This window comes from Vreelandella sp. 162(4c) (assembly GCF_058152265.1).
The window spans coordinates 2,773,067-2,797,318 of sequence record NZ_CM176981.1; the positions used below are offsets into that span (position 1 = coordinate 2,773,067).

General features: G+C 55.0%; 23 protein-coding genes. 18 read left to right on the forward strand and 5 right to left on the reverse strand.

The genetic code is table 11. The features are described 5' to 3' along the window. Positions 1-93 precede the first annotated feature (93 nt). From AC4EYZ_RS12770 to AC4EYZ_RS12820, 11 genes are all read left to right on the forward strand, one after another. Entirely contained in the window at positions 94-978 is an 885-nt protein-coding gene (locus AC4EYZ_RS12770) for a LysR family transcriptional regulator (RefSeq protein ID WP_490204286.1), read from the forward strand. 700 nt (positions 979-1,678) lie between these two features. Then, the gene (gene catA, locus AC4EYZ_RS12775) at positions 1,679-2,653 is read left to right on the forward strand and encodes a catechol 1,2-dioxygenase (protein ID WP_490203810.1); all 975 of its coding nucleotides are present in this window, start codon (positions 1,679-1,681) and stop codon (positions 2,651-2,653) included. A gap of 24 nt (positions 2,654-2,677) precedes the next feature. After that, entirely contained in the window at positions 2,678-4,045 is a 1,368-nt protein-coding gene (locus AC4EYZ_RS12780; protein ID WP_444647974.1) for a Rieske 2Fe-2S domain-containing protein, read from the forward strand. A gap of 33 nt (positions 4,046-4,078) precedes the next feature. Beyond that, on the forward strand, positions 4,079-4,567 hold the full coding sequence (benB, locus tag AC4EYZ_RS12785; protein WP_490203811.1) for a benzoate 1,2-dioxygenase small subunit: 489 nt from the start codon (positions 4,079-4,081) through the stop codon (positions 4,565-4,567). An 88-nt stretch (positions 4,568-4,655) separates the two neighbouring features. Continuing rightward, positions 4,656-5,828, forward strand: a complete 1,173-nt coding sequence (locus AC4EYZ_RS12790) for an ABC transporter substrate-binding protein (protein ID WP_474192645.1) — start codon at positions 4,656-4,658, stop codon at positions 5,826-5,828. 65 nt (positions 5,829-5,893) lie between these two features. Continuing rightward, positions 5,894-6,754: a branched-chain amino acid ABC transporter permease gene (locus AC4EYZ_RS12795; protein WP_474192646.1), complete on the forward strand. Its 861-nt coding sequence runs from the start codon at positions 5,894-5,896 to the stop codon at positions 6,752-6,754. Between the two features lie 12 nt (positions 6,755-6,766). Next, complete coding sequence (locus tag AC4EYZ_RS12800) at positions 6,767-7,834, forward strand: branched-chain amino acid ABC transporter permease (RefSeq protein ID WP_474192647.1); 1,068 nt, start codon at positions 6,767-6,769, stop codon at positions 7,832-7,834. Between the two features lie 3 nt (positions 7,835-7,837). Next, the gene (locus tag AC4EYZ_RS12805; RefSeq protein ID WP_474192648.1) at positions 7,838-8,605 is read left to right on the forward strand and encodes an ABC transporter ATP-binding protein; all 768 of its coding nucleotides are present in this window, start codon (positions 7,838-7,840) and stop codon (positions 8,603-8,605) included. After that, complete coding sequence (locus tag AC4EYZ_RS12810; protein ID WP_474192649.1) at positions 8,602-9,333, forward strand: ABC transporter ATP-binding protein; 732 nt, start codon at positions 8,602-8,604, stop codon at positions 9,331-9,333. The genes AC4EYZ_RS12805 and AC4EYZ_RS12810 overlap by 4 nt, the downstream gene beginning before the upstream one ends. A gap of 74 nt (positions 9,334-9,407) precedes the next feature. Then, positions 9,408-10,634: a benzoate/H(+) symporter BenE family transporter gene (locus AC4EYZ_RS12815; protein WP_474192650.1), complete on the forward strand. Its 1,227-nt coding sequence runs from the start codon at positions 9,408-9,410 to the stop codon at positions 10,632-10,634. A gap of 28 nt (positions 10,635-10,662) precedes the next feature. Continuing rightward, complete coding sequence (locus AC4EYZ_RS12820) at positions 10,663-11,466, forward strand: universal stress protein (RefSeq protein WP_490203812.1); 804 nt, start codon at positions 10,663-10,665, stop codon at positions 11,464-11,466. An 18-nt stretch (positions 11,467-11,484) separates the two neighbouring features. On the opposite strand, the gene AC4EYZ_RS12825 is transcribed toward AC4EYZ_RS12820, so the two are convergent. Next, positions 11,485-12,387, reverse strand: coding sequence for a LysR family transcriptional regulator (locus AC4EYZ_RS12825; RefSeq protein ID WP_022521212.1), 903 nt, complete (start codon positions 12,385-12,387; stop codon positions 11,485-11,487). 209 nt (positions 12,388-12,596) lie between these two features. Here AC4EYZ_RS12825 and AC4EYZ_RS12830 point away from each other — a divergent pair, with 209 nt between their 5' ends. Both AC4EYZ_RS12830 and mscL read left to right on the forward strand, forming a co-directional pair. After that, the gene (locus AC4EYZ_RS12830; protein ID WP_474192399.1) at positions 12,597-13,040 is read left to right on the forward strand and encodes a universal stress protein; all 444 of its coding nucleotides are present in this window, start codon (positions 12,597-12,599) and stop codon (positions 13,038-13,040) included. Positions 13,041-13,190: 150 nt separating this feature from the next. Beyond that, positions 13,191-13,718, forward strand: a complete 528-nt coding sequence (mscL, locus tag AC4EYZ_RS12835) for a large-conductance mechanosensitive channel protein MscL (RefSeq protein ID WP_141440339.1) — start codon at positions 13,191-13,193, stop codon at positions 13,716-13,718. 61 nt (positions 13,719-13,779) lie between these two features. Here the strand turns inward: mscL and AC4EYZ_RS12840 are convergent, their stop codons facing one another. From AC4EYZ_RS12840 to hemC, 4 genes are read right to left on the reverse strand one after another with little or no spacing between them, the layout of a single operon-like run. Beyond that, positions 13,780-15,057 carry a heme biosynthesis HemY N-terminal domain-containing protein gene (locus AC4EYZ_RS12840; protein ID WP_474192398.1) on the reverse strand — a complete coding sequence of 426 codons (1,278 nt, stop codon included), beginning with the start codon at positions 15,055-15,057 and terminating at the stop codon, positions 13,780-13,782. Continuing rightward, a complete protein-coding gene (locus AC4EYZ_RS12845; protein WP_474192397.1) occupies positions 15,054-16,541 on the reverse strand; it encodes a uroporphyrinogen-III C-methyltransferase in 1,488 nt (495 codons plus the stop codon). The genes AC4EYZ_RS12840 and AC4EYZ_RS12845 overlap by 4 nt, the downstream gene beginning before the upstream one ends. Positions 16,542-16,554: 13 nt before the next feature. Further along, on the reverse strand, positions 16,555-17,334 hold the full coding sequence (locus tag AC4EYZ_RS12850) for a uroporphyrinogen-III synthase (protein ID WP_022521217.1): 780 nt from the start codon (positions 17,332-17,334) through the stop codon (positions 16,555-16,557). Next, on the reverse strand, positions 17,331-18,275 hold the full coding sequence (gene hemC / locus AC4EYZ_RS12855; protein WP_009286232.1) for a hydroxymethylbilane synthase: 945 nt from the start codon (positions 18,273-18,275) through the stop codon (positions 17,331-17,333). Before hemC ends, AC4EYZ_RS12850 begins: the two co-directional genes overlap by 4 nt. A gap of 136 nt (positions 18,276-18,411) precedes the next feature. Here hemC and AC4EYZ_RS12860 point away from each other — a divergent pair, with 136 nt between their 5' ends. The 5 genes from AC4EYZ_RS12860 (at position 18,412) to dapF (ending at position 24,236) form a co-directional block, all read left to right on the forward strand. Then, positions 18,412-20,469, forward strand: coding sequence for a putative bifunctional diguanylate cyclase/phosphodiesterase (locus AC4EYZ_RS12860; protein ID WP_490203813.1), 2,058 nt, complete (start codon positions 18,412-18,414; stop codon positions 20,467-20,469). Between the two features lie 97 nt (positions 20,470-20,566). Continuing rightward, a complete protein-coding gene (argH, locus tag AC4EYZ_RS12865; RefSeq protein ID WP_474193051.1) occupies positions 20,567-21,970 on the forward strand; it encodes an argininosuccinate lyase in 1,404 nt (467 codons plus the stop codon). Beyond that, positions 21,967-22,098, forward strand: a complete 132-nt coding sequence (gene lptM / locus AC4EYZ_RS12870; RefSeq protein ID WP_022521220.1) for an LPS translocon maturation chaperone LptM — start codon at positions 21,967-21,969, stop codon at positions 22,096-22,098. The genes argH and lptM overlap by 4 nt, the downstream gene beginning before the upstream one ends. A gap of 33 nt (positions 22,099-22,131) precedes the next feature. Beyond that, entirely contained in the window at positions 22,132-23,403 is a 1,272-nt protein-coding gene (gene lysA / locus AC4EYZ_RS12875) for a diaminopimelate decarboxylase (RefSeq protein WP_022521221.1), read from the forward strand. After that, on the forward strand, positions 23,403-24,236 hold the full coding sequence (dapF, locus tag AC4EYZ_RS12880) for a diaminopimelate epimerase (protein ID WP_022521222.1): 834 nt from the start codon (positions 23,403-23,405) through the stop codon (positions 24,234-24,236). Before lysA ends, dapF begins: the two co-directional genes overlap by 1 nt. Positions 24,237-24,252 lie beyond the last annotated feature (16 nt).

Below are 24,252 nucleotides of genomic sequence, written 5' to 3' on the forward strand. Positions count from 1 at the left end.
GAAAGGAGCAAAAATACACAAAGAAAGGGAGAAGAGTGTCTAAATTTTCGATTTTTTGTAGGCTCAAGTAAGCGTTGATGAATATCGGCAGTTATTCAGACCTTCCTTAGAGTTTTTGTCACGATATATGAAACAGGAAGCGTAAGTAAGGCTGCTGAGAATCTCCATATATCTCAGCCATCGGTCAGCTACTCGCTGTCGAGGCTCAGGCAAGTGTTCAATGACCCATTGTTTAACAGGACACGAGAGGGGATGCAGCCTACCTCTTTATCCTCTCAGCTCTATTTTTCTTTAAGTCATTCTTTATCAGAAATCGAAAAGGCAATATCGCTTACGAAAAAATTTGATCCATTGACTTCAAAAAGATGTTTTAAACTTGCTTTGACGGATTTGGGTGAAGTTTTTTTTCTACCCTCAATACTTGAGTCTCTTAAATACAGGGCGCCTAGTGTTGAGCTTGAAATCATCCCAATTGATGCTTATAGCTTATCTGAATGGATTAGCAAAGAGAGGATCGATGCGGCGGTATGTAATCAAGGTTATTTACTTAAAAAGTTTACTTACAAAAATATATTTCCGGAAAGATATGTGTGTATGTTAAGTGATTGCCACCCTCGCATTGGTGGTATACTTTCAATGGGACAGTATTTAGAGGAGCGTCATGTTGTTGTTTCTGATGGAACTGGCCACCATTTAGTGGAAGATTACTTATTCGAGTCTGGTATAACAAGGAATGTTATGCTTAAAGTTCCTCACTTTAGTGTACTTCCTGATGTGATTTCTTCTAGTGATTTGTTGGTAACTCTTCCATCTCGGGTAGCTCAGTTGTATGCAAAGCGCATGCCGTTGAAGTTTGTAGAGCTTCCTTTTTTAATTCCTGAATTTGAAGTAGGAATTCATTATAAAGAGCATCGAGGAGATAGTTCTGCTCAATCTTGGTTCTGTGATTTCCTGATAAAAACCCTACATGAAATGTAGTGAAAAATTTGGAAGAAATATTCAAAATAATTTTTAACAATTGCTAGCTAAGAAGTGGTTGATGGCTAAGAGCGCCTTTCAAAACTCTCGTGTGAACCGTTTAAAGCAGCTCAGTAAGCAGCCTAATAAAGTGAAAGCTTTAGTCCATAGAACAACTGCAGCACTTGGGATCACATAGTAGAGGCAGGATGGGCAGTATACGGCTGACCATTGGCCAGTCTACGATATCGCGGCTCATTTTTTGTGCAACCCTTACTTTTCACTTCCCTTTATCCTTTTGTCGCAAGCATAAATAAATTATTGCTTTCTAGGGTTGGGGTAGATGAACGTTACCCTGCTCGAAAGCCATTTTATCGGTTTAAAGAACAAGTTAAAGTTAGGCACTTACTAATGGTAACTAGTCTCTCCTTCGTGTCGAATGCAGAATTTTCCTTTTAAAATAAATAATTAACCCCCTTCTTCACGGTAACTCTTAGGGAGTAGAAAGCAAAAATATGATCTCATCCGAGATACCTATGAAGTATGGAAGGGAACTCAAACGATATTGGTCGGCTAGGTTCGACCTGGACGATATTGGTGGTGAACACAACAACTGTCGTCTTTAAGCCCAAGATAGACGTATTCCAATCTCACCTTGAATGTACTGACGCTATCGCCGGGCACCAAGACAACGACAAAAAACTAACGATAGGGTTACACCATGACCGTGAAGATTTTTGACACTCCCGAAGTCCAAGAATTTGTCAACACTGTCGCCGGTTTCGACCAGGCCGGCGGCAACGACCGCGCCAAGCAAATTGTCCACCGCCTGGTGGGCGACCTGTTCAAGCTGATCGACGACTTCGATGTCACCGAGGAAGAGTATTGGGCGGGTGTTAACCTGCTCAATGCCCTGGGCAGCCAGACCCAGTTCGGCCTGCTTTCTCCAGGGCTCGGCTTTGACCACTTCCTTGACTTGCGCCAAGACGCTATCGATGCCGAAGCCAAGCGCACTGGCGGCACGCCGCGCACCATCGAAGGCCCGCTCTACGTGGCCGGCGCCCCGGAAGCGGAAGGCTTTGCGCGCATGGACGACGGCAGTGATCCCGATGCTGAGGTGATGTGGCTGACTGGCCAAGTGCGCGATGTCGACGGTACCCCGATCCCCGGCGCCAAGGTTGAAATCTGGCACTGTAACTCCAAGGGCGGCTACTCCTTCTTTGATCCTAACCAGGACGAGTACAACATGCGCCGCACGATCTATGCAGACAGCGACGGCCGCTACACCGTGCGCAGCATCCTTCCCTCCGGTTACGGCGTGCCCGAAGGCGCCCCCACCGATGTGGTGCTCAAGTCGCTAGGCCGTCACGGCGAGCGTCCGGCGCATATCCACTACTTCGTCTCCGCGCCGGGCCACCAGCACCTGACCACCCAGATCAACCTGGCAGGCGATCCCTACACCTTTGATGACTTCGCCTTTGCCACCCGCGAAGAGCTGGTCGTGCCTGCTGAACGGATCGAAGACCCAGCCGAGATCGCCAAGCGCGACCTGGACGGCCCGTTCTCCCATGTGGTGTTCGACGTGGAACTGGCCCAAACCGACGCCGCCGAGCTGCAAGTCCGTCACGCCCGCCCGCGGGCCAAAGAAGACGAACAGGATCTGGCCAGCCAGCTCGCTGGAACCGCCAAGGTTTAAAGCCCCTAGTTGAGGAGAGAGATCATGACCACGACACTTGATCAGCTCGAAGCCCGCGTGCGCGGCGCTGTACAAGACGACCCCGCCCAGGGTATCTTCCGCTGCCACCGCAGCATGTTCACCGACCCCGCCTTCTTTGAGCTTGAGCTCAAGCACATCTTCGAAGGCAACTGGGTGTTTCTGGCCCACGAGAGCCAAATCGCCGAGCCGGGTGACTACTTCACCACCACCGTTGGCCGCCAGCCAATTGTGATCACCCGCGATAAGCAAGGTGAGCTACACGGCTTGATAAACGCCTGTGCCCACCGCGGCGCGACCCTTTGTCGTCGTAAGCGTGGCAACAAGGGCACTTTTACCTGCCCGTTCCACGGTTGGACGTTCAAAAACGACGGCCAGCTACTCAAAGCCAAAAATGAGAAGAACGGCGCCTACCCGGATAACTTCAAGCAGGACGGCTCCCACAACCTCAAGCGCCTAGCCCGCTTCGAGAACTACAAAGGCTTCCTGTTCGGCAGCTTGAGCGACGACGTTCAACCGCTCGAACAACACCTTGGCGAAACCACCAAGATCATCGACAACATCGTCGACCAAGCCCCCGAAGGCCTCGAGATCCTGCGCGGCACCTCGTCGTACACCTATAACGGCAACTGGAAACTGCAGGCCGAAAACGGCGCCGACGGCTACCACGTCAGCTCCGTGCACTGGAACTACGCCTCCACCATGGAACGCCGTAACTACGACGCCGGTGGTACCAAAGCGGTCGACGCCGACGGTTGGTCGAAAAGCAAAGGCGGCTTCTACTCCTATGAAAACGGCCACATGATGCTATGGACCCGGCTGCTTAACCCAGAAGTGCGTCCGGTCTATCAACATAAGGACTGGATCCAAGAACAGCTGGGCGACGCCCGCGCCGACTCCATCGTCAACCAGACGCGCAACCTCTGCCTGTACCCCAACGTCTACCTGATGGACCAGTTCTCCACGCAAATCCGCGTGCTGCGCCCCATCGACGTCAACAAAACCGAAGTCACCATCTACTGCTTCGCGCCCAAAGGCGAAGCCGCTGAGGATCGTGAAATACGCATCCGCCAGTACGAAGACTTCTTCAACGTCTCCGGCATGGGCACCCCCGACGACCTCGAAGAGTTCCGCGCCTGCCAAGAAGGCTACAACGGCGCGCAGGCCGAATGGAACGACCTCTCCCGCGGGGCCAAGCAGTGGATCGAGGGCGCCGATGAAGACGCCCAAGCGATCGGCATGAAGCCCCTGCTCAGCGGTGCCTCACCGGAAGACGAAGGCCTCTACGTGCTGCACCACAAGCACTGGGTCGACGAAATGCTGCGCGCCATCGACAAAGAGCGCAGCCAATTTATCGCCACCGCGTCCGCCTAAGCGACCCGCGTCTGACAAGAGGAGAGCAGTGACATGAGCATTAGCTATCACGATATCCAAGCCTTTCTGTACCGCGAAGGGCGACTGCTAGACGACCGGGAGTGGGACGAGTGGCTCGCGCTGTACCGCAAAGACGCCGAGTTCTGGATGCCGGCCTGGGACGATGACGACCAGCTCACCCGCGATCCGCACAGCGAGATCTCGCTGATCTACTACCCCAACCGTGAAGGGTTGGAAGATCGAATGTATCGCATCAAGACCGAGCGCAGCGGGGCCAGTACGCCGGAGCCGCGCACCACCCACCAGGTTAACAACCTGGAGATCCTGTCCCAAGACGGCGATACGGTGGAGCTGCGCTTTAACTGGCACACGCTCAACCACCGCTACAAGAAGACCGACAGCTTCTTCGGCACGTCGTTTTACACCCTGGACGTATCGGGTGAGAGCCCGCTGATCACAAGAAAAGTCGTGCAGCTGAATAACGACTATATCCATCAGGTTATCGACGTATATCACGTGTAATCGGTAGAGATGAGACAGGGACGTCACTTACTGCGCTATTAACGAGTTAACAACAACTCAATAACAACTCAACCCTGGTGAAAATATAATGAAAACATTTAAAAAGACCTCCCTAGCCACTCTGCTAAGCGCCACTGCCATGCTGTCCGCAGGGGGTGTTGCCGCCAATGAAGACCCAGTGAAGCTCGGCTTGATGCTCCCTTACTCAGGTACCTATACGGCGCTTGGAGAAGCCATCACTAACGGCCTGAAACTTGCCATTGAGCAAGAGGGCGGGCAGTTAGGCGGTCGTGATGTGGAGTACGTTGAGCTTGATTCAGAGGCTGACCCCTCCAAAGCACCTCAGAATATGAGCCGTCTGGTTAACGGAGACGAAGTTGACTTCGTGATTGGCCCTGTTCATTCCGGTGTTGCCATGGGCATGCTGCGCGTAGCTAAGCAAACGGGCGCGATTACGATCATTCCCAACGCGGGGCTAGGTGCCGCCACTAATGAGTTGTGCATGCCTAACGTATTCCGCACCTCGTTCAGTATGTGGCAAGACAGCTATCCCATGGGCAAAGTGGCCTACGATCAAGGGCATCGCAAAATTGTGACGATCACCTGGGACTATGCCGGTGGTAAAGAGGATTTGGCAGGTTTCGAGGAAGCTTTTACTGCTGAGGGTGGCGAGATCGTTGAGCAAATTTTAGTGCCATTCCCCAGCACGGAATTTCAGAGTTATTTGACGCAAATTGCCAGCCTTGAGCCTGACGCTGTCTATACCTTCTTTGCGGGCGGTGGCGGTGTCAGCTTTGTTCGGGATTATGCCTCGGCAGGTCTTAAAGAGAGCATCCCACTGCTGGGGTCAGGCTTCCTTACCGAGGGTAATTTAGCGGCACTGGGCGATGCCGGAGAAGGTGTGATGACTACGCTGCACTACGCCGAAACCCTCGCAAACGACGCGAATCAATCCTTCGTTTCGGCCTACGAAAATGCCTACGGTGAGCTGCCCGATACTTACGCGGTACAGGGTTACGACACGGGCATGATGTTGGTTCAAGCCCTCTCAGTACTGGGTGGCGATACCTCAAATCAGGAGCGCTTGATTGATGTATTGGCCAATGTTCAGTTGGCGAGCCCGCGTGGGCCCTTGAGCTTCTCCGACTCCCACCACCCCATTCAAAATGTTTATCTGCGCGAGATCCGTGACGGCAAGCACGAAGTCGTGCGTATCGCTCATGAGAATCTAGAAGTACCCGATGAAGCCTGCCAGATGTAACAACATCTGTATGCACTCTGGGGCGGGCATGACCTGCCCCTCACTCTGATTCTCGGAGGGATCTTATGGATCTCGCATTTTTCAGCGTACAGCTACTTAACGGTCTGCAGTACGGCCTGCTGCTTTTTTTGATTGCCAGCGGTTTGACGTTGATTTTCGGCATTATGGGAATCATCAACCTGGCCCACGGCGCTATGTATATGATTGGCGCCTATTTGGCTTACGACCTGACCCTGCGCTTGGGCAATTTTTGGCTGGCGATTCTGGCGGCTATTCCTATCGCTATTGCACTGGGGCTCATCATTGAGCGGCTGTTTCTGGATACGCTCTACAAGCGCGATCACCTCTATCAAGTGCTGCTGACATTTGGGCTGATTTTAGTGCTCAACGAAGCGCAGCGGATTATTTGGGGAGGGGATGTGCATCGTGTTGCGGTGCCCGCGCCGTTTGATGCCAGTATCCAGTTGACTGACAACCTCCAGTACTCGGTCTACCGCCTCTTTGTGATGGGCGTCTGCTTGGCATTGGCTGGGGTGATCTATTGGGTGATGCGCCATACGCGGCTGGGCATCATCATTCGAGCCGGCGCGGTTAATCGCGACATGGTTGAAGGGTTGGGAATCAATGTGCGTACCCTCTTTACGCTGATTTTCAGCATCGGTGTTGCGCTCACCGCCTTCGCAGGGATGATCGCCGCACCGCTCACCTCTATTGCGCCAGGCATGGGCGATAGCATTCTTATTACCTGCTTTGTGGTCGTCGTCATCGGCGGTATTGGTTCCATCAAGGGAGCCTTTTGGGGCGCCATCATTATTGGCATGGCCACCACCTTTGGGGCGGTGCTCATCCCCAGCCTTGCCAGCATGGTGATCTACCTGATCATGGCCGCGGTACTGCTGGTGAAACCGCGCGGCCTTTTCGCGTGAGGAGAGTAAGCAATGTTACATAGATATCCCAAGCGCGTTGCGTTGATTATGTTGATGTTAACGGCATTGGTAGCCGCTTTTCCTCTCTGGGGAGAAGCCGTATTCGGTAATCAGGCCAACTTCATGTTAGAGAAACTGACCCTGATGCTGATTCTGGCGCTGTTTGCCATGAGCCTGGACCTGTTGGTTGGCATTGTGGGCTTGGTCAGCCTGGGGCATGCGCTCTTCTTCGGTTTGGGGGCTTACACCCTGGCATTAGCCAGCCCTGACTTTAGTCCAGCGTCAATGTGGTGGATGCTGCCTCTCGTTATGGGCGTCTCTGCCTGTGTGGGGTTAGTGATAGGCATCTTAGTGATCCGCACTAAAGGCATCTTCTTCATCATGACCACCCTGGCATTTGGTCAGATGCTTTACTACTTCATCAGTACGTCTCAGTTCGCGGGAGGAACCGATGGTGTTTTTATTATGTTTCGACCGAGCTTGGCGTTAGGGGAGCGTACGCTGGTAGATCTTGATAACCCTTACAGCTTCTTTTACTTCTGTTTAGGGATGCTGCTTCTCGGCTACTTCTTTCTACGCTGGCTCACTCGCTCCTACTTTGGTCAAGTGCTCGACGGTATTCATGACAACGAGCACCGAATGCAGGCCTTAGGCTATGCCACCAGCGGCTATAAACTGGTGGCCTTTGTTATCGCTGGGGTTATGGCAGCGATTGCTGGCATGTTAGCGGCGATGCAGTACGGCTTCGCTAATCCGGCTCAGCTTGGCTGGCATACCTCTGGTGAAGTGCTAATGATGCTTATTTTAGGTGGCATGGGCACCATCTTTGGCCCCATTTTAGGCGCCTTCGCTTATGAGATTCTGCTCTATATCTACGAGCATGCCACTACTCACTGGCCGATACTCATGGGGCTGACCATTATCGTTGCCGTACTGGTGCTTCCTCGCGGGATTGCGGGCTTGATTATCGCGCCGCCCTGGCATCGTAAGCGCCAAGCAGCCCCTGAAGCCGCGTCGGAACATGAGAAGGCGCCGGTCGCTCTCTCCGCTCAACCCGCTACCCCGCGTAAGGAGAACTAAGCCATGAGCGACGACACTGTCTTAGCCACCCACGGTTTGACCCGGCGCTTTGGTGGTTTAGTGGCGGTTAACGAGGTGGAATTTGATGTTAAGGCCCATGAGATACACGCCATTTTGGGCCCCAATGGCGCGGGAAAAAGTACCCTGATTAATCTGCTCTCTGGCGAGATCCCTCCTTCTGAAGGCCAGGTGCTCTATCGCGGTCAGCCGATCCAGGGTAAAAGCGCGCGCCAGATCGCACGCCTGGGCATTGGCCGCAGCCACCAGAAGACGAATATATTCCCACGCCTAAGCTGCCTGCAGAATTGCGAACTGGCGGCGCGTATTCATATGGGCGGTGTGTTTGGTAGCTGGCGTTCGCGCCAAACCGCGCGGCAGGTAAGCGAACGCGCTCAGGAGGTGCTGGATACCTGCCAATTGAACCACCGCGCTAATACAACCGCATCAGATATGAGCTATGGCGAACAGCGCCAGTTGCAGATCGCGATGGTATTGGCGACGGCGCCGACGTTGATGCTACTTGATGAGCCAATGGCGGGAATGGGGCGTGAAGAGACTGCTCAAGTCACCGAACTGCTCGCCAGCCTAACGGATAGCTACACGCTGGTGTTGATTGAGCATGATATGGACTCGGTCTTCCGCTTGGCTGATCGCATTACCGTCATGGTCGATGGCTGTGTGTTGGAGAGTGGCCCGACAGAGCAGATACGCACCAGCGAAAAGGTACGCGATGTCTACCTGGGGCGTCATGAAGAGGGGGCAACCGCATGAGCGCAGAGCAAACCAATACGCCATTAATAGATGCCCGGGGGCTGCACACTTACTACGGTGAGAGCCATATTTTGCATGGGGTGGATTTGACCCTGATGCCTGGTGAGACGCTGAGTCTGCTGGGCCGCAATGGTATGGGCAAGACAACTACGCTGAAGTCGATACTGGGGTTTGTCCCACCGCGGCGCGGCGAGGTGTTTATTAAGGGTGTCTCGGCTACCAAGCGGCGCCCCTGGCAACTGATTCGCCAAGGGATCGGCTACGTGCCGGAGGGGCGCGGTATTTTTCCAGGCGTCAGTGTGCGTGAGCATTTGATTATGGCTGCACGTCCTAATGAGCGGGGGGAGTCTCCGTGGACGCTAGAGCGCGTTCTGGATACGTTCCCGCGGTTGGGCCAACGTATCAATCATGATGGCTCCTTTCTCTCAGGCGGCGAACAGCAGATGCTTTCTATTGGACGCGCGCTGACGACCAACCCCGATCTGATGATCCTTGATGAAGCGACCGAAGGTCTTGCACCGCTGATTCGCGATGAGATTTGGAAGATTATAGGTGAGATCAAAGCGACCGGCATTTCTACCATTATCGTCGATAAAAATATCGATAACCTTCTGAAGATAGCAGAAAAACACCTGCTACTCGTCAAGGGGGAAGTGGTTTATAGCGGTGATTTTCAGGGGCTAAAAGATAACCCTTCAATTCTTGAAACCCACCTTGGCGTTGCTTGAAACGGCTCCGGCAAGCAGACGCTTGCCGGAGCCGTTGGCTACTCGTTAAATACTGACACGGGGAAGTGTGTTGCATGCAATTTCACAAGCAATTGCAAAAGCTATCTCAAAAAGACCTATTGATGTCGATTCCGGCGATCGCAGCTGGATTTGTGGCAGTGCTGGTCTCTTATTCCGGTCCTCTCGCCATCTTTTTCCAGGCGGCCCAAAGTGCCGAAATATCGAATGCGATGATGACATCGTGGGTCTGGGCCATTTCTATCGGTGCAGCAGTCTCGGGTATTTTGTTAAGTCTATGGCTGAAGGTGCCGGTAGTGACCGCTTGGTCAGCGCCTGGCACGGCACTATTAGTGACCCTGTTCCCAGGGCTGTCACTCAATGAAGCGGTGGGGGCCTATTTGACTGCAGCTGTGATCATTTTTGTGATCGGTGTTACGGGCTCCTTTGACCGAATTATTCAGATGATTCCACCAGGCATTGCTAGCGCGATGATGGCGGGCATTCTCTTCCAGTTTGGTGTGGGCGTCTTCGTCTCATTGGAGAGCGTGCCAGCACTGGCGATTGGTATGATTATCGCTTATCTCGTCTTTAAGCGGTTCACTCCTCGCTACAGTCTGGTGCTGCTATTAGTGGTTGGCGTCATGTTGGCTGTCTTTTTAGAAGGTGCAAGTTTAGAAGGCGTTTCAGTCCAGCTTGCCGAACCACAGTTTATCCGCCCAGAGTGGACCTGGAATGCTACCTTGAGCCTTGCCATCCCGCTGGTACTCGTCAGTCTCACCGGTCAGTTTCTGCCGGGCATGGCGATCATGCGAAGTTCCGGATATAACACGGCGGCCAAGCCAATTGTAACCGTGGCGAGTTTAACTTCTTTTTTTACTGCCTTTTTTGGGGGTATTACCACGGTGATCGCAGCGATTACCGCGGCAATCTGTACCAGTAAGGAAGCTCACGAAGATCCTGACAAGCGCTATGTAGCGGGGGTAGCGAACGGGGCTTTCTACCTGATTGGTGGCATCTTTGCGGGCACTATTGTGTCTCTATTCACCTCGTTGCCGGGGGAGTTTGTGGCGGTACTTGCGGGCCTAGCTTTGATTGGTGCTATTTCCAGCAACATCAGTGCGTTTGCTGCCGAAAAGAACCACCTGGAAGCCTCCGTCATTACGTTCATTGCCACAGCGTCGGGAATCAGTTTTTTAGGACTGGGTTCTGCCTTTTGGGGGGTAATCGTTGGGGCACTTGCCTACAACCTACTGCATCGACGCTTTCGCTCGCTTGACCAGAAAACTCAAAAACAACAGTAGCTACTGTAGTGGTAGCTGGAGTGTAACCATGCAAAAGATCTTTGTGGCGATGGATGATAGTGAAGACTCCTTACGTGCTTTGGCATTTGGCCAGATATTTGCGGCGCAATTGGGAGCGGATGTAAACGTTATCTCAGTGGTGCCGATGCAGGGCGATATAGCAGCGCGGCGCTCTACGTTACAGGCGCGAATTGCGGCTCATCATCTGGAGGCGATAGCACTCGATGTGGTTGCCCATGACAGTGCCAAGGAGTATCTCGGTGATCTTGCCAGCCAAGAAAGTAGCGGTCTATGCATGATGGCGCACGGTCGGCGGCCCGTGTCAGAAATGCTAATAGGTAGCGTAACGGCGGGAGTTGTGCGCCGAGCCCACCGCCCGGTTTATTTGTGTGGCCCACGTTATGACAGTCGTGCTCACCAGCGGGTCGATGTGTTAGCCGTTTGTGTCGATGGGTCTAAGCTATCCGAGCAAATTTTGCCCCATGTAGCAGCTTTATCGAAGCGTTTGGGGGCTCGTTTGCAACTGCTGCAAGTGATGGATACCTCCGTCGCCAGAAAATCAACAGCGTTAGGCCATACTGATGTGATGGAGTCAGCCTATCTAAACGCGCTGGCGCGCCGTGTCGAGAGTGAGCAAGCACTAGAAGTTGACTGGGAGGTGCTTCATGGCGACCCCGCGGACTCTATCGTCAGTTATCTGGCTGATAGCCATAATATAATGCTCGCAATGACAACCCATGGCCGCAGTGGCCTTTCGCAGGTGGTGGCAGGCAGTGTCAGCCATGAGGTGCTGCATGAAGCTTCTTGCCCTGTGGTTGTTCTGCGACCTTGAGTCACTGGCTTGCTGCAACTATGGGTAGCGCCCAGAGCGGCGATTTTCAACGAGTACTTCTAAAATAGCATTGGCTTCCTGCATTAGCGGGTAGGGTTTTTCGCCCCGCCGACGGCTGCAGATAACGGGTGATGTAATTGACTTATCGGCCAGTGGCACATAGCAAATGCCATCCCGTCGAACGCGCTTAACCTGTTCAGGAACCAGCGTAATGCCAATACCTGAGGCGACAAGGCTGAGCGCCGTCTGAACCTCGTTTGCTTCCTGTACTACCTCTACCTTCAAGCCTTGGCGGCGGAAAATACCCAGCACCATATCTGCTAGGCTAGGGCGTGGCTTAGCGGGAAAAAGAATGAGTGGATAGCGGGCAAGCTCCTCGCAGGAAGGGGTAGTGCCCTCTAGTGGATGACCGCTCGAAAGGGCAGCAATCAATGGTTCATCGAAGAGAATCTCCTGCTCTACGTCGGGATCATCAATACGTAAACGCCCGAAACCCATGTCTATGCGACCCGCTTTGAGCGCCTGAATTTGTTGTACCGTCGTAAGCTCTGCCAGGGAAAGCTCAACATTATCCATGCGGCGCAAATCACGCACGAGCATTGGGAGCTGCCCGTAAAAAACGGACGGTACAAAGCCAATGCCGAACAGCGCACGCTTGCTACGCGCCATGTGTCTAGTGGCGTCGATGGTGACTTCTACTTTCTCTAATATCTGCAGAGCGTGCTGCTGAAAAAACACACCTGAAGGCGTTAGACGCAAGCCTCTAGAGCTTCGTTCAAACAGTTCAGCCCCCACCTCTTGTTCTAATTGTTTGATTTGGCGGGAAAGAGGCGGTTGAGACATATGCAATCGTTCAGCCGCACAGGTAAAGTTAAGCTCTTCAGCGACAACGCAGAAGTACCTCAGGTGGCGTAGTTCCATGATACCTCCAAGGTATGAGCGGCTACTTAAACAATATTGGCTTTGCCATTCGGTTGCTACCAAGCTGGCGATGCTCTTCACGAATTCAGACAACGTTTAAACCAGCTTAACCAAGCGCTACAACGCTACCAGCATTTAAACGTTTAAAAGCGAAATATCGACTACGACTTTAGTAATGAGCGGCAGAATAAAAGAGGGATAAACCAGTCATGTATGCGCGGATTTTAGTTCCTGTCGACGGCTCTGAGAGCGCTAAACAAGCTTTGAAGGTGGCTTGTAAGCTGCTGGATAGAGAAGACTCAACGCTCTACTTATTACATGTACCTGAAACGCTTGCCTATACGACCACACTGGTGTGGGGCATTGGTGCTATTGATGCAGGCACTACGCTTGCTGAACGCGAGAAGGTGGGTGAACAGCTACTGGCCCAGGCGGTGAGTTCCGCGCAGGCAGAGGGCGCTAAGCACATTGAAGAGTTGCTGACGCAAGGTGACCCAGCCCGCGCCATTATAGAGGCTGCCAACGCCAATAATATCGATACCATTGTGATGGGAAGCCGAGGGTTAAGCGACTTGGCGGGGGTGGTGATTGGCAGCATATCGCACAAAGTGGGCCATTCAGCCAAGTGTCCTGTGATTACGGTGAGTCAATAAAAAGCAACGTCGATATCTGCCCGTACCTCTCCCGAAATGGTTTTCAACCTGAATAAATTTACTTGCCGTCTAACACACCCTAGCCCATGCTTTTAGCAAGACGCTATAACCTAGGGTATTGGCTAAAACGAAACGTTAGGACGTTTGAACATGGCAAAATTCTTCCAGGAATTCCGAGAGTTTGCGGTAAAAGGCAACGTCGTCGATATGGCGGTGGGGATCATTATCGGTGGGGCGTTTACGCTGATTGTGCAGAGCCTGGTGGCGGATGTGATGAACCCGCTGATTGGCTTGTTGGTGGGCGGTGTGGATTTTTCCAATCTGTTTGTAGTGTTACGCCAAGGGGCGGTGGGCGGCCCTTATGCGACGCTGGCGGATGCCCAGGAGGCAGGGGCGGTAACGCTAAACCTCGGGCTTTTTATCAATGCGGTGGTCAGCTTTATGATTGTCGCCTTCGTGGTCTTCTTATTGGTACGCACCATTAACCGATTAAAGCGCGAAGAGGCGGTAGCGCCTGCGAACCCTACGGAGCAGCCGTGCCCTTACTGTTTGATGGTGGTGCCGATCAAAGCCACGCGCTGTGGCCACTGCACAGCAATGTTGGATCAGCCAGCGGAGGCTGAAACGCCGGTTGAAGTTACCTCTGCGCCACCGCAAATGCCACCCGCAAAACCTTGAGCCACTAAAAAGGGCGCCACTGCTGAAGAGGCGCCCTTTCACGTTATACCAGCAGCTAGCCCTAGGCGCTTTTCTTAATGGTTTTGCTGTCTTTTTGCTTACTGCCGGGCTTTTTGCTGTCGTTAGCATCGCTGGGTTGCGGTAGCGACGGCAGCGATTTAGCCAGCATTTCGACACTGTGACGGTAGTAGAGCTGACTCTTATTATGCTCGCCCAGGCTGGCATAGAGGCGTGCAAGCTCCGCACACACTTCGCCATTGGGGCGCTGACGCTGGCTGGTTTCAAAATACTCTAGTGCCTTTTGCCACTGGCCGATGCGCAGCGAGAGGCGGCCGCAAGCGAGCAGCAGCTCTGGGTCGTTAGGGCGCTCCTGCAGCCATTTTTCGGCTTTAACGAGTTGGCGAGCAGCGTCCACGTTCAGCAGGCCGTAGCGTTTCACCAAACGCGCATCCCAATGGTGATCGAGCGAATGGTTGAGCAAGCGTTCGGCAATCGGCTCTTCGTTGGCTTGTATCAGCGCTTCGCTGTAAAGCACGATCAGCTCGGTATTGCCACGCAGGTAGTCCGGCATATCCGCCCACAGGCCGCGCACACGCTCAATATTGGTGGGGTTTTGGGCTTCAAACACGATCAGCTCGCGGTAGGCCTTAAATTCCAACTGCTCACGCTCTTGCTGAGTAATCAGCTTCTGCGCCGCCAGGCGTGGAATCAAACGCCGTAACCCTTCCCAATCGTTGACGCTTAAATGCACTTGCTTGAGTAGCTTGAGCACCTGCGGGTGGTTGGAGAGCTTCTTATCCAGGCGATTAAGAATCGCCAGCGCTTCTTCCGGCTGTTGGCGCTCAATCATCATTTGCGCCTGCATCAGGCCAACGGCGGTATCGGCACCGTCGGTGGTGAGCTGCGCCTGATTCAGGTGCTCCTGGGATTTCACGTGGTGGCCCTGGTAATGGGCCGCCAGCGCGGCAGATAGGTAGTTGACCAGCGGTGTGCTGGAATCATCGGCGGCGTTAACCAGGGTTTTTTCGGCTTTTTTCCAGCGCCCTTCGGTTAGCGCTACCAGGCCACGCACGGTGCGCTGCATGGCCCGGCGGTTACGGGCGCGACTGTTCCAACTGCGAAAACGCCCCATGGGCCGAATAATGCCGCTGAGCAGGCGCAGCACGAAGTGTAGGACGATAAAGGCGGCAAACAGCAGCACCAGTCCAAACCAGAAGGAGGTTTGGATGGAGGAGTCACCTACGCGGATCAGCCAATAGCCGGGCACCGACATCATCAGGTGCCCAAACAGCGCCCCGACGGCGAGGCCTGCGACAATGAGGAGAACAAGCTTTCTCATGAATCACCTCCGCTTTGGCCACGCGTCTTATAGCGGTTGTCGATAAAGCGTGCGAGCTCCTGCTGTGAAGCGCTGATATCGGGCAGCTCGGGTTTTACCTCTGCTTCCTTGAGCTCTTGAAGGCGCGTAATAACGCTTTGGGTCTCTTCGCGAGTGGTGTCGTAGTAGTCGTTCAGCAGTTGTAGCGCTTTGTCGATACTTGCGTCATAAAGCTCTTTCTCTTCGTTGAGCAGAGCCAACTGCGTCTGCTCCAGCACTAAGCGCAGGCTTTGGCGTAGGTAAGACTCTTGCTCTGGGGTAATCAGCGCTTCCAGCGCTTCATCGTGATGGCGAACCACCACCAGGTCTTTGAGCTCTTCACCGAAGCGCGCCAGCTGGCGCTGGAAAGTGCCGGTCGGCGGCTGCTCGATGCTGGAGGTTACCGCTTGCTCCTCAATTTCTTGAGAGAGTCGCAGAGAGGAGATGCGTTCCTGCTGGGCATTGAGCGCTAAGTAGAGGCCGGTGCGGTCAACCTGGGGCACGGCGTCCAGCGCGGCTAGCTCATTGGCAATTGCTGCGCGTACGGGCGTCAACGCCGGGTTGTCAGCATCTACTAGGCGCGCATCGGCGGTACGCAGCAGCGCAGCTGCGCCATCAACGTCGCCTTCCAGCTGTAAACGCTGATTGGCCAGACGCAGCAGGTAGGCGGCTTCGGCATGCAACCACTCGCGCTCGTCGGTGTCCTGCTCTTGAGAGAGCTGGTCCAGCACTTGGCCCAGGGTCTCATCGACGTCGCTGCGGTAGCTGTCAAATTCATCACGCAGGTCACCCAGTGTGCTTTGCAGCGCTTCATCGCGCTCGGCTTCGCCGCTATCAAGGCGTGACTCGAGGTCGCTAACCGTTTGCTGTGAGGCGCTCCCCTCAGCCTGCTGTGCGACTTCGTCGAGGCGCTGCTGCTGGCTCTCCAGGCGCTGCCAGCCCTGCCAGGCGACAAATGCCAAGGCAAGCGCCAGGATAATCACCAGGGCAATTGCGAGGCCGCCGCTTTTACTGCCTCCGCTTTTGCCCCCACCGCTTTGGCCGTTACCGCTGCCTTTGTGGCCGGTGGGCGGCGTAGTGCCCGCCGATGACTTGCCGCTGGTCGGCTTTGACGAGGCGGCGCTTGACGATGGCGAACTAGAAGCCGACCCGCTTGAGGAAGATGGGCTGGGTTGAGCGGCACTCTGGGAAGGTGAGGCTGCGTTGCTGGATGTGGTATCTGCCGATTTAGCCGTGCTGGTAGCAGCGGTTGAACTCGCAGTGGGCGAGCCCTTTCCACGCCGCCGCGACCGGCTACTTTTAGCGCCACTCTGAGCAGGTGTTGTTGAGCTCGGCGGCGTGTTCGGCTTGCTGGGCTCAGTCGCGTCGGTCGTGGAAGCTGCTTTGTCGGTCGTTTTAGGGACGCCTTGATAGGCATCGGAGGACGTCGGTTGTACATCGTCCTGATCGTTTACTTGTTTGCTCATGTGTCGCTAGCCCTTAGTAAGTTCCTTGATCGACATCGGCACCCTGTGGGTCGCAGGTCTCCAACGCCGCTATCAACGCAGCTGGCGTAGCTCCGGACGCCACCTTGAGGTCACAAAAACCCAGTATGCCAGCCAGTGTAGCCAAACGGCGACTGGAAACGATTAGCGGTTGGTTCAAGGCCGCCTGATTGCACCATTTTGCCAGATGTTCCAGCAGTTCGCTGCTGGTGACGATCAACGCCCGGTAATTACCTGAACAAAGGCGCGTTTGCAGAGCGGGTTCAAGGGGGTGAAACGTGCGTCGATACACCGCTACGCGAGTCACCTGCGCGCCCCGCTCAGCAAGCGTTTCAGCGAGCAGCGGGCGGCCACCTTCTCCCGCCACCAGTAGAATACGCTGGTGCCCTAACTGTTGAAGCGAGGCAAGCGCAAGCAGTGCTTCGCTGGTATCTTCACCTGCACTGGGCGCAGGCACATGCACACGTACGCCCAACTGATCATAAAGCGTTGCCGCGGTGGCGCTGCCAACGCTGTAGTAGTCAATGCCAATGGGCAGCTGTGGCCAGAAGCGATCCAGCGCTTCACTTAAGCAAGTGGCCGCAAAGGGGCTGATGACTATTATCTTATGGTACTGATCAATATCCAGCCAGATACGCCGCATTTCAGGGGTTTCTGGTAAGGCTTCGAGTTGCATCACGTTGAGTGATTCAACGCTCTCGCCTCGCTCGCGCAGAGCAGCAGCCAGTGCTTCACCGCGCTCGCCAGGGCGGCAGATCAGTACCGGTTGGCTCATATGGCGCGGCCGTAAACCTCAGCCAAAATATCGCCAGCGCCTTGGTCGAGCAGCTCTTCGGCAATGCGAATGCCCAGCGCTTCGGGCTCATGCATCGAACCACGGCCTTCGGCGCGCAGCACTTCGGTGCCCTCTGGGTTGCCCACTAAGCCGCGTAGCCAAAGGGTTTCATTTTCAATATCCAGCACCGCGTGGCCCGCAATAGGCACTTGGCAGCCGCCCTCTAAGCGCGTGTTCATGGCCCGTTCGGCGCGCACACGCGTCGCGGTATCCGCGTCATCCAGCGGGGCTAGCAAGGCAATCAGCTCGGGGTCATGCAGGCGGCACTCAATGCCTAGGGCTCCTTGGCCGCAGGCGGGCAGGCACACTTCCGGCGGCAGTGCCTGGGCAATCCGCTCATCCAAGCCCAACCGCTTAAGGCCTGAGGTCGCCAGGATGATGGCGTCAAATTCTCCCGCGTCTAATTTACCTAGCCGCGTTTGTACGTTGCCGCGCAAGTTGAGAATTTGCAGGTCGGGGCGGGCTTCACGCATCTGCAGGCCACGGCGTAAGCTGGCGGTGCCAATTCGTGCCCCTTCGGGAAGCTCATCAATGCTAGAGTAGTGGTTGGATACAAACGCATCGGTAGGGTCGGCCCCTTCTAGGATGACCGACAGGCCCAGCCCTTCGGGGAAGAGCATGGGTACATCTTTCATCGAGTGGACGGCAATATCGGCACGGCCATCGAGCATGGCGTCTTCCAGCTCTTTAACGAACAGCCCTTTACCGCCAATTTTTGAAAGCGGTGTATCGAGAATTTTGTCGCCCTTGGTAGACAGAGCTACAAGCTCGACCTCAAGGCCGCTGTGAGCCGCCATTAAGCGGTCACGAACGTACTCAGCCTGCCACATGGCCAGTTGGCTTTTACGCGTGGCAATGCGCAGTTTGGTGATTGATAGCACGTTATTCTCCCTATACCGCAGACACGGCGAGTCAAGCTATGATAAGTGTCATCATAAAGCACCGAGCGCCACAGTAAAAATAACGGAACTGATTAGGCGCCCGTAACGTGCTTTATCCGTCCCCCTAGGAAATTGTATGTCCTCAGTGTTACCCCGCGGCCAGCTTGACCAGTTTTTCCTGCTTTCACGGGATCTGTTCTGCTGTATCGACTTTAAAGGCACGCTGCTGCAAGTCAATCCAGCCTTCGAGACGCTGCTGGGATATACCTCTGAACAGTTAATCGGGCGTTCCTGTGGTGTCGTCATTAACCCCCTTGACCACCCGGTGATCGAACGGGCGTTACAGCGAGTGCATCAAGGCGAAAAGGTCATTCCTTTTGAGGTGCGCGCTGTTTCCGCAACCGGCAAGCAGCACTGGTTAGAAATTTCGCCGTCGTTGGGGGAGGACGTGATTTACGTAATCGCCCGGGTGATTACGCGGCGTAAAGCTAGCGAACAACAGCTAAAATTATTGGAGCGTAGCGTTGAATCAAGCACCAATGGTGTTCTTATTGTCGATGCTCAGAGCAGCGATCTGCCTCTGGTTTACGTCAACGCTGCCTTTGAACGCATTACCGGCTATTCGCGCAACCAGGCACTGGGGCGTAACTGCCGTTTCCTACAGGGGGAAGAGACCGATCCCGCCACCGTCAAGCAGCTACAGGTAGGGATTACCGAGCAGCGTGAAGTACACGTGGTCATCCGTAACTATCGGCATGACGGCACGGTTTTTTGGAACGACTTGCACATTTCACCTGTACGCGATGAGAACGGCCAAGTGACCCACTTTGTCGGCGTACAGAATGATATCTCTGAACAGCGCGAATATCAGGCTCAACTCGACCATAACGCCCATCACGACGCCTTGACCGGGCTGCCCAACCGCTTGTTACTTGGTCAGCGCTTGGAAGAGGGGGGCGTGATGGCGCGCCGCTACCATCGCTATATAGCCGTGCTGTTTATTGACCTGGACGATTTTAAGCCGATCAACGATACCTTGGGCCATGAAGTGGGCGACTTTATTCTGGTTGAAGTGGCCAGGCGGTTGGAGAATGAACTGCGCCCCTGGGACACCGTCGCGCGTTTTGGCAGCGATGAGTTTGTGGTGTTGTTGCCGGATCTAGCCCATCAGGACGATGTGATACAGGTGGTCGAGCGGGTTCTCCAGGGGCTTTCGCCGCCCTACTGGTACCGCGACAGCGAGCTGCGCATCACCGCCAGTATCGGGATTGCCATCAATGACGGCAGCATGGACAACCCCCGCCAGCTTATTCAGCAGGCGGATTTGGCAATGTATAAAGCCAAACGGCGCGGGCGCAATACCTACTACTGGTATACCGAAGACTTGAACCGCAAGGTGAGCGAACGGGTTAGCTTACGCAGCGCGCTACAGCAAGCCATTGAGCAGCAGCAGTTCGAACTGCATTATCAGCCACAAATTCACGCGCCAAGTGGTCGCGTGGTGGGGGTTGAAGCGCTGATCCGCTGGCAGCACCCTGAGCGAGGCAATATCCCGCCGTCTGATTTTATTAGCCTTGCCGAGGATACTGGTCAGATCATTCCCATTAGCGAGTGGGTGTTAGCTACCGCCTGTCGCGATGCCCAGCAGCTCAATGGCCTGGGGCTGGGCGAGATCACCATGGCGGTTAATATTTCGCCCATGCAGTTTCAACGCCCTGGCTTCCTCGCCTCTATTGATCAGGTGCTGGCGAGCAGCAGACTAACGCCTGCGCTGTTAGAGTTGGAGCTTACCGAGGGGGTGCTGATGGACAGCGCCGAGCAAGCGATACAGGCATTAAGAAATCTACGAGCGCTGGGAGTCCAGATTGCACTAGACGATTTTGGCACCGGCTTCTCTAGCTTAAGCTACTTAAAGCGGCTGCCGATTAATCGCATCAAGATTGACCGCTCCTTTGTGCGCGATGTGATTACGGATCGCTACGATGCCGCGATTATCGACGGCGTGGTCGCCATGGCGGGGAAAATGGGGCTCGAAGTGTTGATAGAAGGCGTAGAAACGGCAGAGCAGTTTGGCTACCTGCAGCAGCGTCACTGTGACTACTATCAGGGCTACTACTTTGCCCGCCCCATGTCCCTAAGTGCCCTGCACGCGTTTCTCCACAAACCACCTGCCGTCGTAACGTCACGCTCTTAGCCGCCACAGAAATAAAAACGGCGTGCCGCTGACCGGGGCGACTCTGGTACACTTTCTGCTAACGACTCCATTGTTTTGTCAGCAGGATATATCTTCGATGAGCCAAGCCACGAATCAGTCTTGGGGCGGTCGCTTTAGCGAGCCCACCGATGCCTTTGTTGCACGCTTCACCGCGTCTGTTAATTTCGACCAGCGCCTGGCCCCCCAGGACATCCAGGGCTCCATCGCCCACGCCACTATGCTGGCTCGGGTAGGCGTGCTCACCGATGACGAGCGTGATGCGATTATTAATGGCCTGAACGAGATTCAGGGCGAGATCGAGCGCGGCGAGTTTAACTGGTCGGTGCCGCTGGAAGATGTGCATATGAACATCGAAGCGCGGCTGACTGAAAAGATCGGTATTACCGGCAAAAAACTCCACACCGGGCGCTCGCGTAACGATCAGGTCGCCACCGATATTCGCCTGTTTATGCGCGATGAGATCGACGTTATCGAAGTGGAGCTCAAGCGTCTGCGTGAAGGCATGATCGAGCTGGCGGATCGTGAAGCCGAGACCATTATGCCCGGTTTTACCCACCTGCAAACCGCCCAGCCGGTCACCTTTGGCCACCATATTCTGGCTTGGCAAGAGATGCTGGCCCGGGATCACGAGCGCCTGCTGGACTGCCGCAAGCGCGTCAACGTCATGCCATTGGGCGCCGCTGCGCTGGCAGGGACGACGTACCCGATTGACCGCCACGTTACGGCAGAGCTTCTAGGCTTTGACCGTCCAACGGAGAACTCTCTGGACGCGGTCTCGGATCGTGACTTCGCTATCGAATTCACCAGCTTTGCCAGCCTCCTACTGATGCATCTTTCGCGCATGAGCGAAGAACTGGTGCTATGGACCAGCGCCCAGTTCAACTTTATCGACTTGCCCGACCGCTTCTGCACCGGCTCTTCGATCATGCCGCAGAAGAAAAACCCCGACGTGCCTGAGCTGGTACGTGGCAAAACCGGCCGCGTGTACGGCCACCTGATGTCGTTGCTAACGCTGATGAAATCGCAGCCGTTGGCTTACAACAAAGACAATCAGGAAGATAAAGAGCCGCTATTCGATGCAGTGGATACCGTGCGCGACTGCTTAAAAGCGTTTGCCGATATGGTGCCCGCCATTGAGCCCAAGAAAGCCAGCATGTATGAAGCGGCGCGGCGTGGTTTCTCTACCGCGACGGACTTGGCCGACTACTTGGTGCGCAAAGGCGTGGCCTTCCGCGACGCCCACGAAATCGTCGGACAGTCGGTGGCCTATGGCCTTAAAAGCGAAAAAGACCTGTCTGAGATGAGCCTGGATGAGCTCAAACAGTTCTCCGATACCATCGAACAGGATGTGTTCGAGGTGTTGACCCTGGAAGGCTCGGTAGCCGCCCGGAACCATATTGGTGGCACAGCACCCAACCAGGTGCGGGCAGCTGCACAGCGAGCGCGTGAGGCGCTGAGTGCGCTCAAGGCGGGCGCATGAAAACGCTGGCAATCATGGCCCTTTCGGCGCTGCTGTTAACCGCGGTTGTCGGCTGTGGGCAAAAAGGGCCGCTTTATCTGCCGGAAGATGCACCCGCTGACGAGCAATCTGCCCAGGCGTCTGAATAGATAGCTGCAGGCCCAGGAGAAGGGGAGAGCACCATGGACTATTTTAATTACCGTGATGGCGTGCTGTACGCCGAAGATGTACCGCTGTCACGCATTGCCGACGAGTTCGGCACGCCCTGCTACGTCTACTCAAAAGCGACGTTTGAACGTCACTTTCGCGCCTATACCGAAGCACTGGGTGGTCACCCGCACCTGATTTGTTACGCGGTGAAAGCCAACTCTAACCTGGCGGTGCTGGGCTTGTTGGCCAAGCTGGGCGCGGGGTTCGATATTGTCTCTATCGGTGAGCTTGAGCGGGTGCTAAAAGCCGGTGGCGACCCGGCGAAAGTAGTGTTTTCGGGCGTTGCCAAGCAACCCCATGAAATGGTTCGTGCGCTGGACGTGGGCATTAAGTGCTTTAACGTTGAGTCACGCCCCGAACTTGAGCGCTTGAATCGTGTCGCCGGTGAGTTGGGGAAAATTGCCCCGGTCTCATTGCGGGTCAACCCAGACGTGGATGCGGGTACTCATCCGTATATCTCCACTGGTTTGAAGGATAATAAGTTCGGCATCCCGGTGGATGAAGCGTTGGCGGTTTACGAACTAGCCGCAAGCCTGCCCAATTTGCAGGTGAAGGGGCTCGACTGCCACATCGGTTCACAGCTAACTGAAACCGCACCCTTCCTGGATGCCCTTGATCGCTTACTGGTGCTTATGGAGCGGCTGCGTGAGCGGGGCATCGAAATCGAGCACCTTGATTTAGGTGGCGGTTTAGGCGTGCCTTACCGCGATGAAAAACCGCCCCAGCCGTTTGATTACGCTAGCCAACTGTTGGCGCGGCTTTCGCGTTGGGAAGGTGGCGAAGCGCTTACGTTGCTGTTTGAACCCGGTCGCTCCATCGCCGCCAATGCGGGTGTCATGCTCACTCGGGTAGAGTTTCTCAAGCCTGGAGAGACCAAGAACTTCGCCATTGTCGATGCGGCCATGAATGACCTGATTCGCCCGGCGCTGTACCAGGCCTGGCAGGCGATTGTGCCGGTGGATACTCGTCAAACACGCGAAAGCGCCCTTTACGACGTAGTGGGCCCAGTGTGTGAAACGGGTGACTTCCTGGGTAAGGAACGCGAGCTGGCGATTACCGAAGGCGATCTTTTGGCGGTGCGCTCGGCGGGGGCCTACGGTTTTGTTATGGCGTCGAACTATAACAGTCGCCCTCGCGCCGCCGAGTTAATGGTTGATGGCGACAGCTGCCATGTGGTGCGCGCGCGGGAAACCGTTGCCAGTCTGTGGGCGGGTGAAGCGCTGCTGCCCGAAGGGGGGCGTTGATGCTGTTACACTTCACCAAAATGCATGGCCTGGGTAATGACTTTGTCATGGTGGATCTAGTCACTCAGCGCGCCCGGTTGGACGAAGCTCAGATTCGTGCACTGGCAGACCGGCGTTTCGGCATTGGCTTTGATCAGTTGTTGCTCGTCGAACCGCCCCGGGATCCAGAGATGGATTTTCGCTACCGCATTTACAATGCTGACGGCAGTGAAGTGGAAAATTGTGGCAACGGTGCACGCTGCTTTGCCCGCTTCGTGCGCGATCAGCGATTGACCCACAAGCATGAAATCCACGTAGAAACCGCCGGGGGCCCGTTGGTGCTGACCGTGCAGCACGACGGTATGGTGCGAGTGGATATGGGCCGCCCGCGGTTTAGCCCTTTGGCGCTGCCGTTCGATGCCCCTGGGGATCAACCCCTGCATCAGTTACAAGTGGGTGATGAAACGCTGCAGATCGGCGTGGTCTCTATGGGAAACCCACATGCTGTGATGCAGGTTGAGAACGTTGATAGCGCCCCGGTGGAGCGCCTCGGGCCGTTGGTAGAGGCGCATCCGCGTTTTCCCAAGCGTGTTAACGTGGGCTTTATGCAGGTACTCTCGCCCAGTGAAATTCGTTTGCGTGTGTATGAGCGCGGCAGTGGCGAAACGCTGGCCTGCGGTACCGGTGCCTGCGCTGCAGTGGCCAGCGGTATTCGCCAGGGGCTGCTAAAAAGCCCCGTAAAAGTCCATTTACCCGGTGGAGAGCTCAGCATTGAGTGGCCTGACCCTGAAGGGGCGCTAACGATGGTGGGGCCAGCTACACGCGTCTTCGATGGCCGCGTAGCACTTAATTAATTCGAGGAGAACGGCG

Excerpts from the sequence above, each read along its gene's own strand:
- dapF (WP_022521222.1), top strand. The coding sequence starts at position 23,403 with ATGCTGTTACACTTCACCAAAATGCATGGCCTGGGTAATGACTTTGTC.
- AC4EYZ_RS12790 (WP_474192645.1), top strand. The coding sequence starts at position 4,656 with ATGAAAACATTTAAAAAGACCTCCCTAGCCACTCTGCTAAGCGCCACT.
- mscL (WP_141440339.1), top strand. The coding sequence starts at position 13,191 with ATGGCAAAATTCTTCCAGGAATTCCGAGAGTTTGCGGTAAAAGGCAAC.
- benB (WP_490203811.1), top strand. The coding sequence starts at position 4,079 with ATGAGCATTAGCTATCACGATATCCAAGCCTTTCTGTACCGCGAAGGG.
- AC4EYZ_RS12845 (WP_474192397.1), bottom strand. The coding sequence starts at position 16,541 with ATGAGCAAACAAGTAAACGATCAGGACGATGTACAACCGACGTCCTCC.
- AC4EYZ_RS12850 (WP_022521217.1), bottom strand. The coding sequence starts at position 17,334 with ATGAGCCAACCGGTACTGATCTGCCGCCCTGGCGAGCGCGGTGAAGCA.
- catA (WP_490203810.1), top strand. The coding sequence starts at position 1,679 with ATGACCGTGAAGATTTTTGACACTCCCGAAGTCCAAGAATTTGTCAAC.
- AC4EYZ_RS12820 (WP_490203812.1), top strand. The coding sequence starts at position 10,663 with ATGCAAAAGATCTTTGTGGCGATGGATGATAGTGAAGACTCCTTACGT.
- lysA (WP_022521221.1), top strand. The coding sequence starts at position 22,132 with ATGGACTATTTTAATTACCGTGATGGCGTGCTGTACGCCGAAGATGTA.
- AC4EYZ_RS12805 (WP_474192648.1), top strand. The coding sequence starts at position 7,838 with ATGAGCGACGACACTGTCTTAGCCACCCACGGTTTGACCCGGCGCTTT.
- AC4EYZ_RS12795 (WP_474192646.1), top strand. The coding sequence starts at position 5,894 with ATGGATCTCGCATTTTTCAGCGTACAGCTACTTAACGGTCTGCAGTAC.
- AC4EYZ_RS12800 (WP_474192647.1), top strand. The coding sequence starts at position 6,767 with ATGTTACATAGATATCCCAAGCGCGTTGCGTTGATTATGTTGATGTTA.
- AC4EYZ_RS12840 (WP_474192398.1), bottom strand. The coding sequence starts at position 15,057 with ATGAGAAAGCTTGTTCTCCTCATTGTCGCAGGCCTCGCCGTCGGGGCG.
- AC4EYZ_RS12780 (WP_444647974.1), top strand. The coding sequence starts at position 2,678 with ATGACCACGACACTTGATCAGCTCGAAGCCCGCGTGCGCGGCGCTGTA.
- AC4EYZ_RS12830 (WP_474192399.1), top strand. The coding sequence starts at position 12,597 with ATGTATGCGCGGATTTTAGTTCCTGTCGACGGCTCTGAGAGCGCTAAA.
- AC4EYZ_RS12825 (WP_022521212.1), bottom strand. The coding sequence starts at position 12,387 with ATGGAACTACGCCACCTGAGGTACTTCTGCGTTGTCGCTGAAGAGCTT.
- AC4EYZ_RS12810 (WP_474192649.1), top strand. The coding sequence starts at position 8,602 with ATGAGCGCAGAGCAAACCAATACGCCATTAATAGATGCCCGGGGGCTG.
- lptM (WP_022521220.1), top strand. The coding sequence starts at position 21,967 with ATGAAAACGCTGGCAATCATGGCCCTTTCGGCGCTGCTGTTAACCGCG.
- argH (WP_474193051.1), top strand. The coding sequence starts at position 20,567 with ATGAGCCAAGCCACGAATCAGTCTTGGGGCGGTCGCTTTAGCGAGCCC.
- AC4EYZ_RS12815 (WP_474192650.1), top strand. The coding sequence starts at position 9,408 with ATGCAATTTCACAAGCAATTGCAAAAGCTATCTCAAAAAGACCTATTG.
- AC4EYZ_RS12860 (WP_490203813.1), top strand. The coding sequence starts at position 18,412 with ATGTCCTCAGTGTTACCCCGCGGCCAGCTTGACCAGTTTTTCCTGCTT.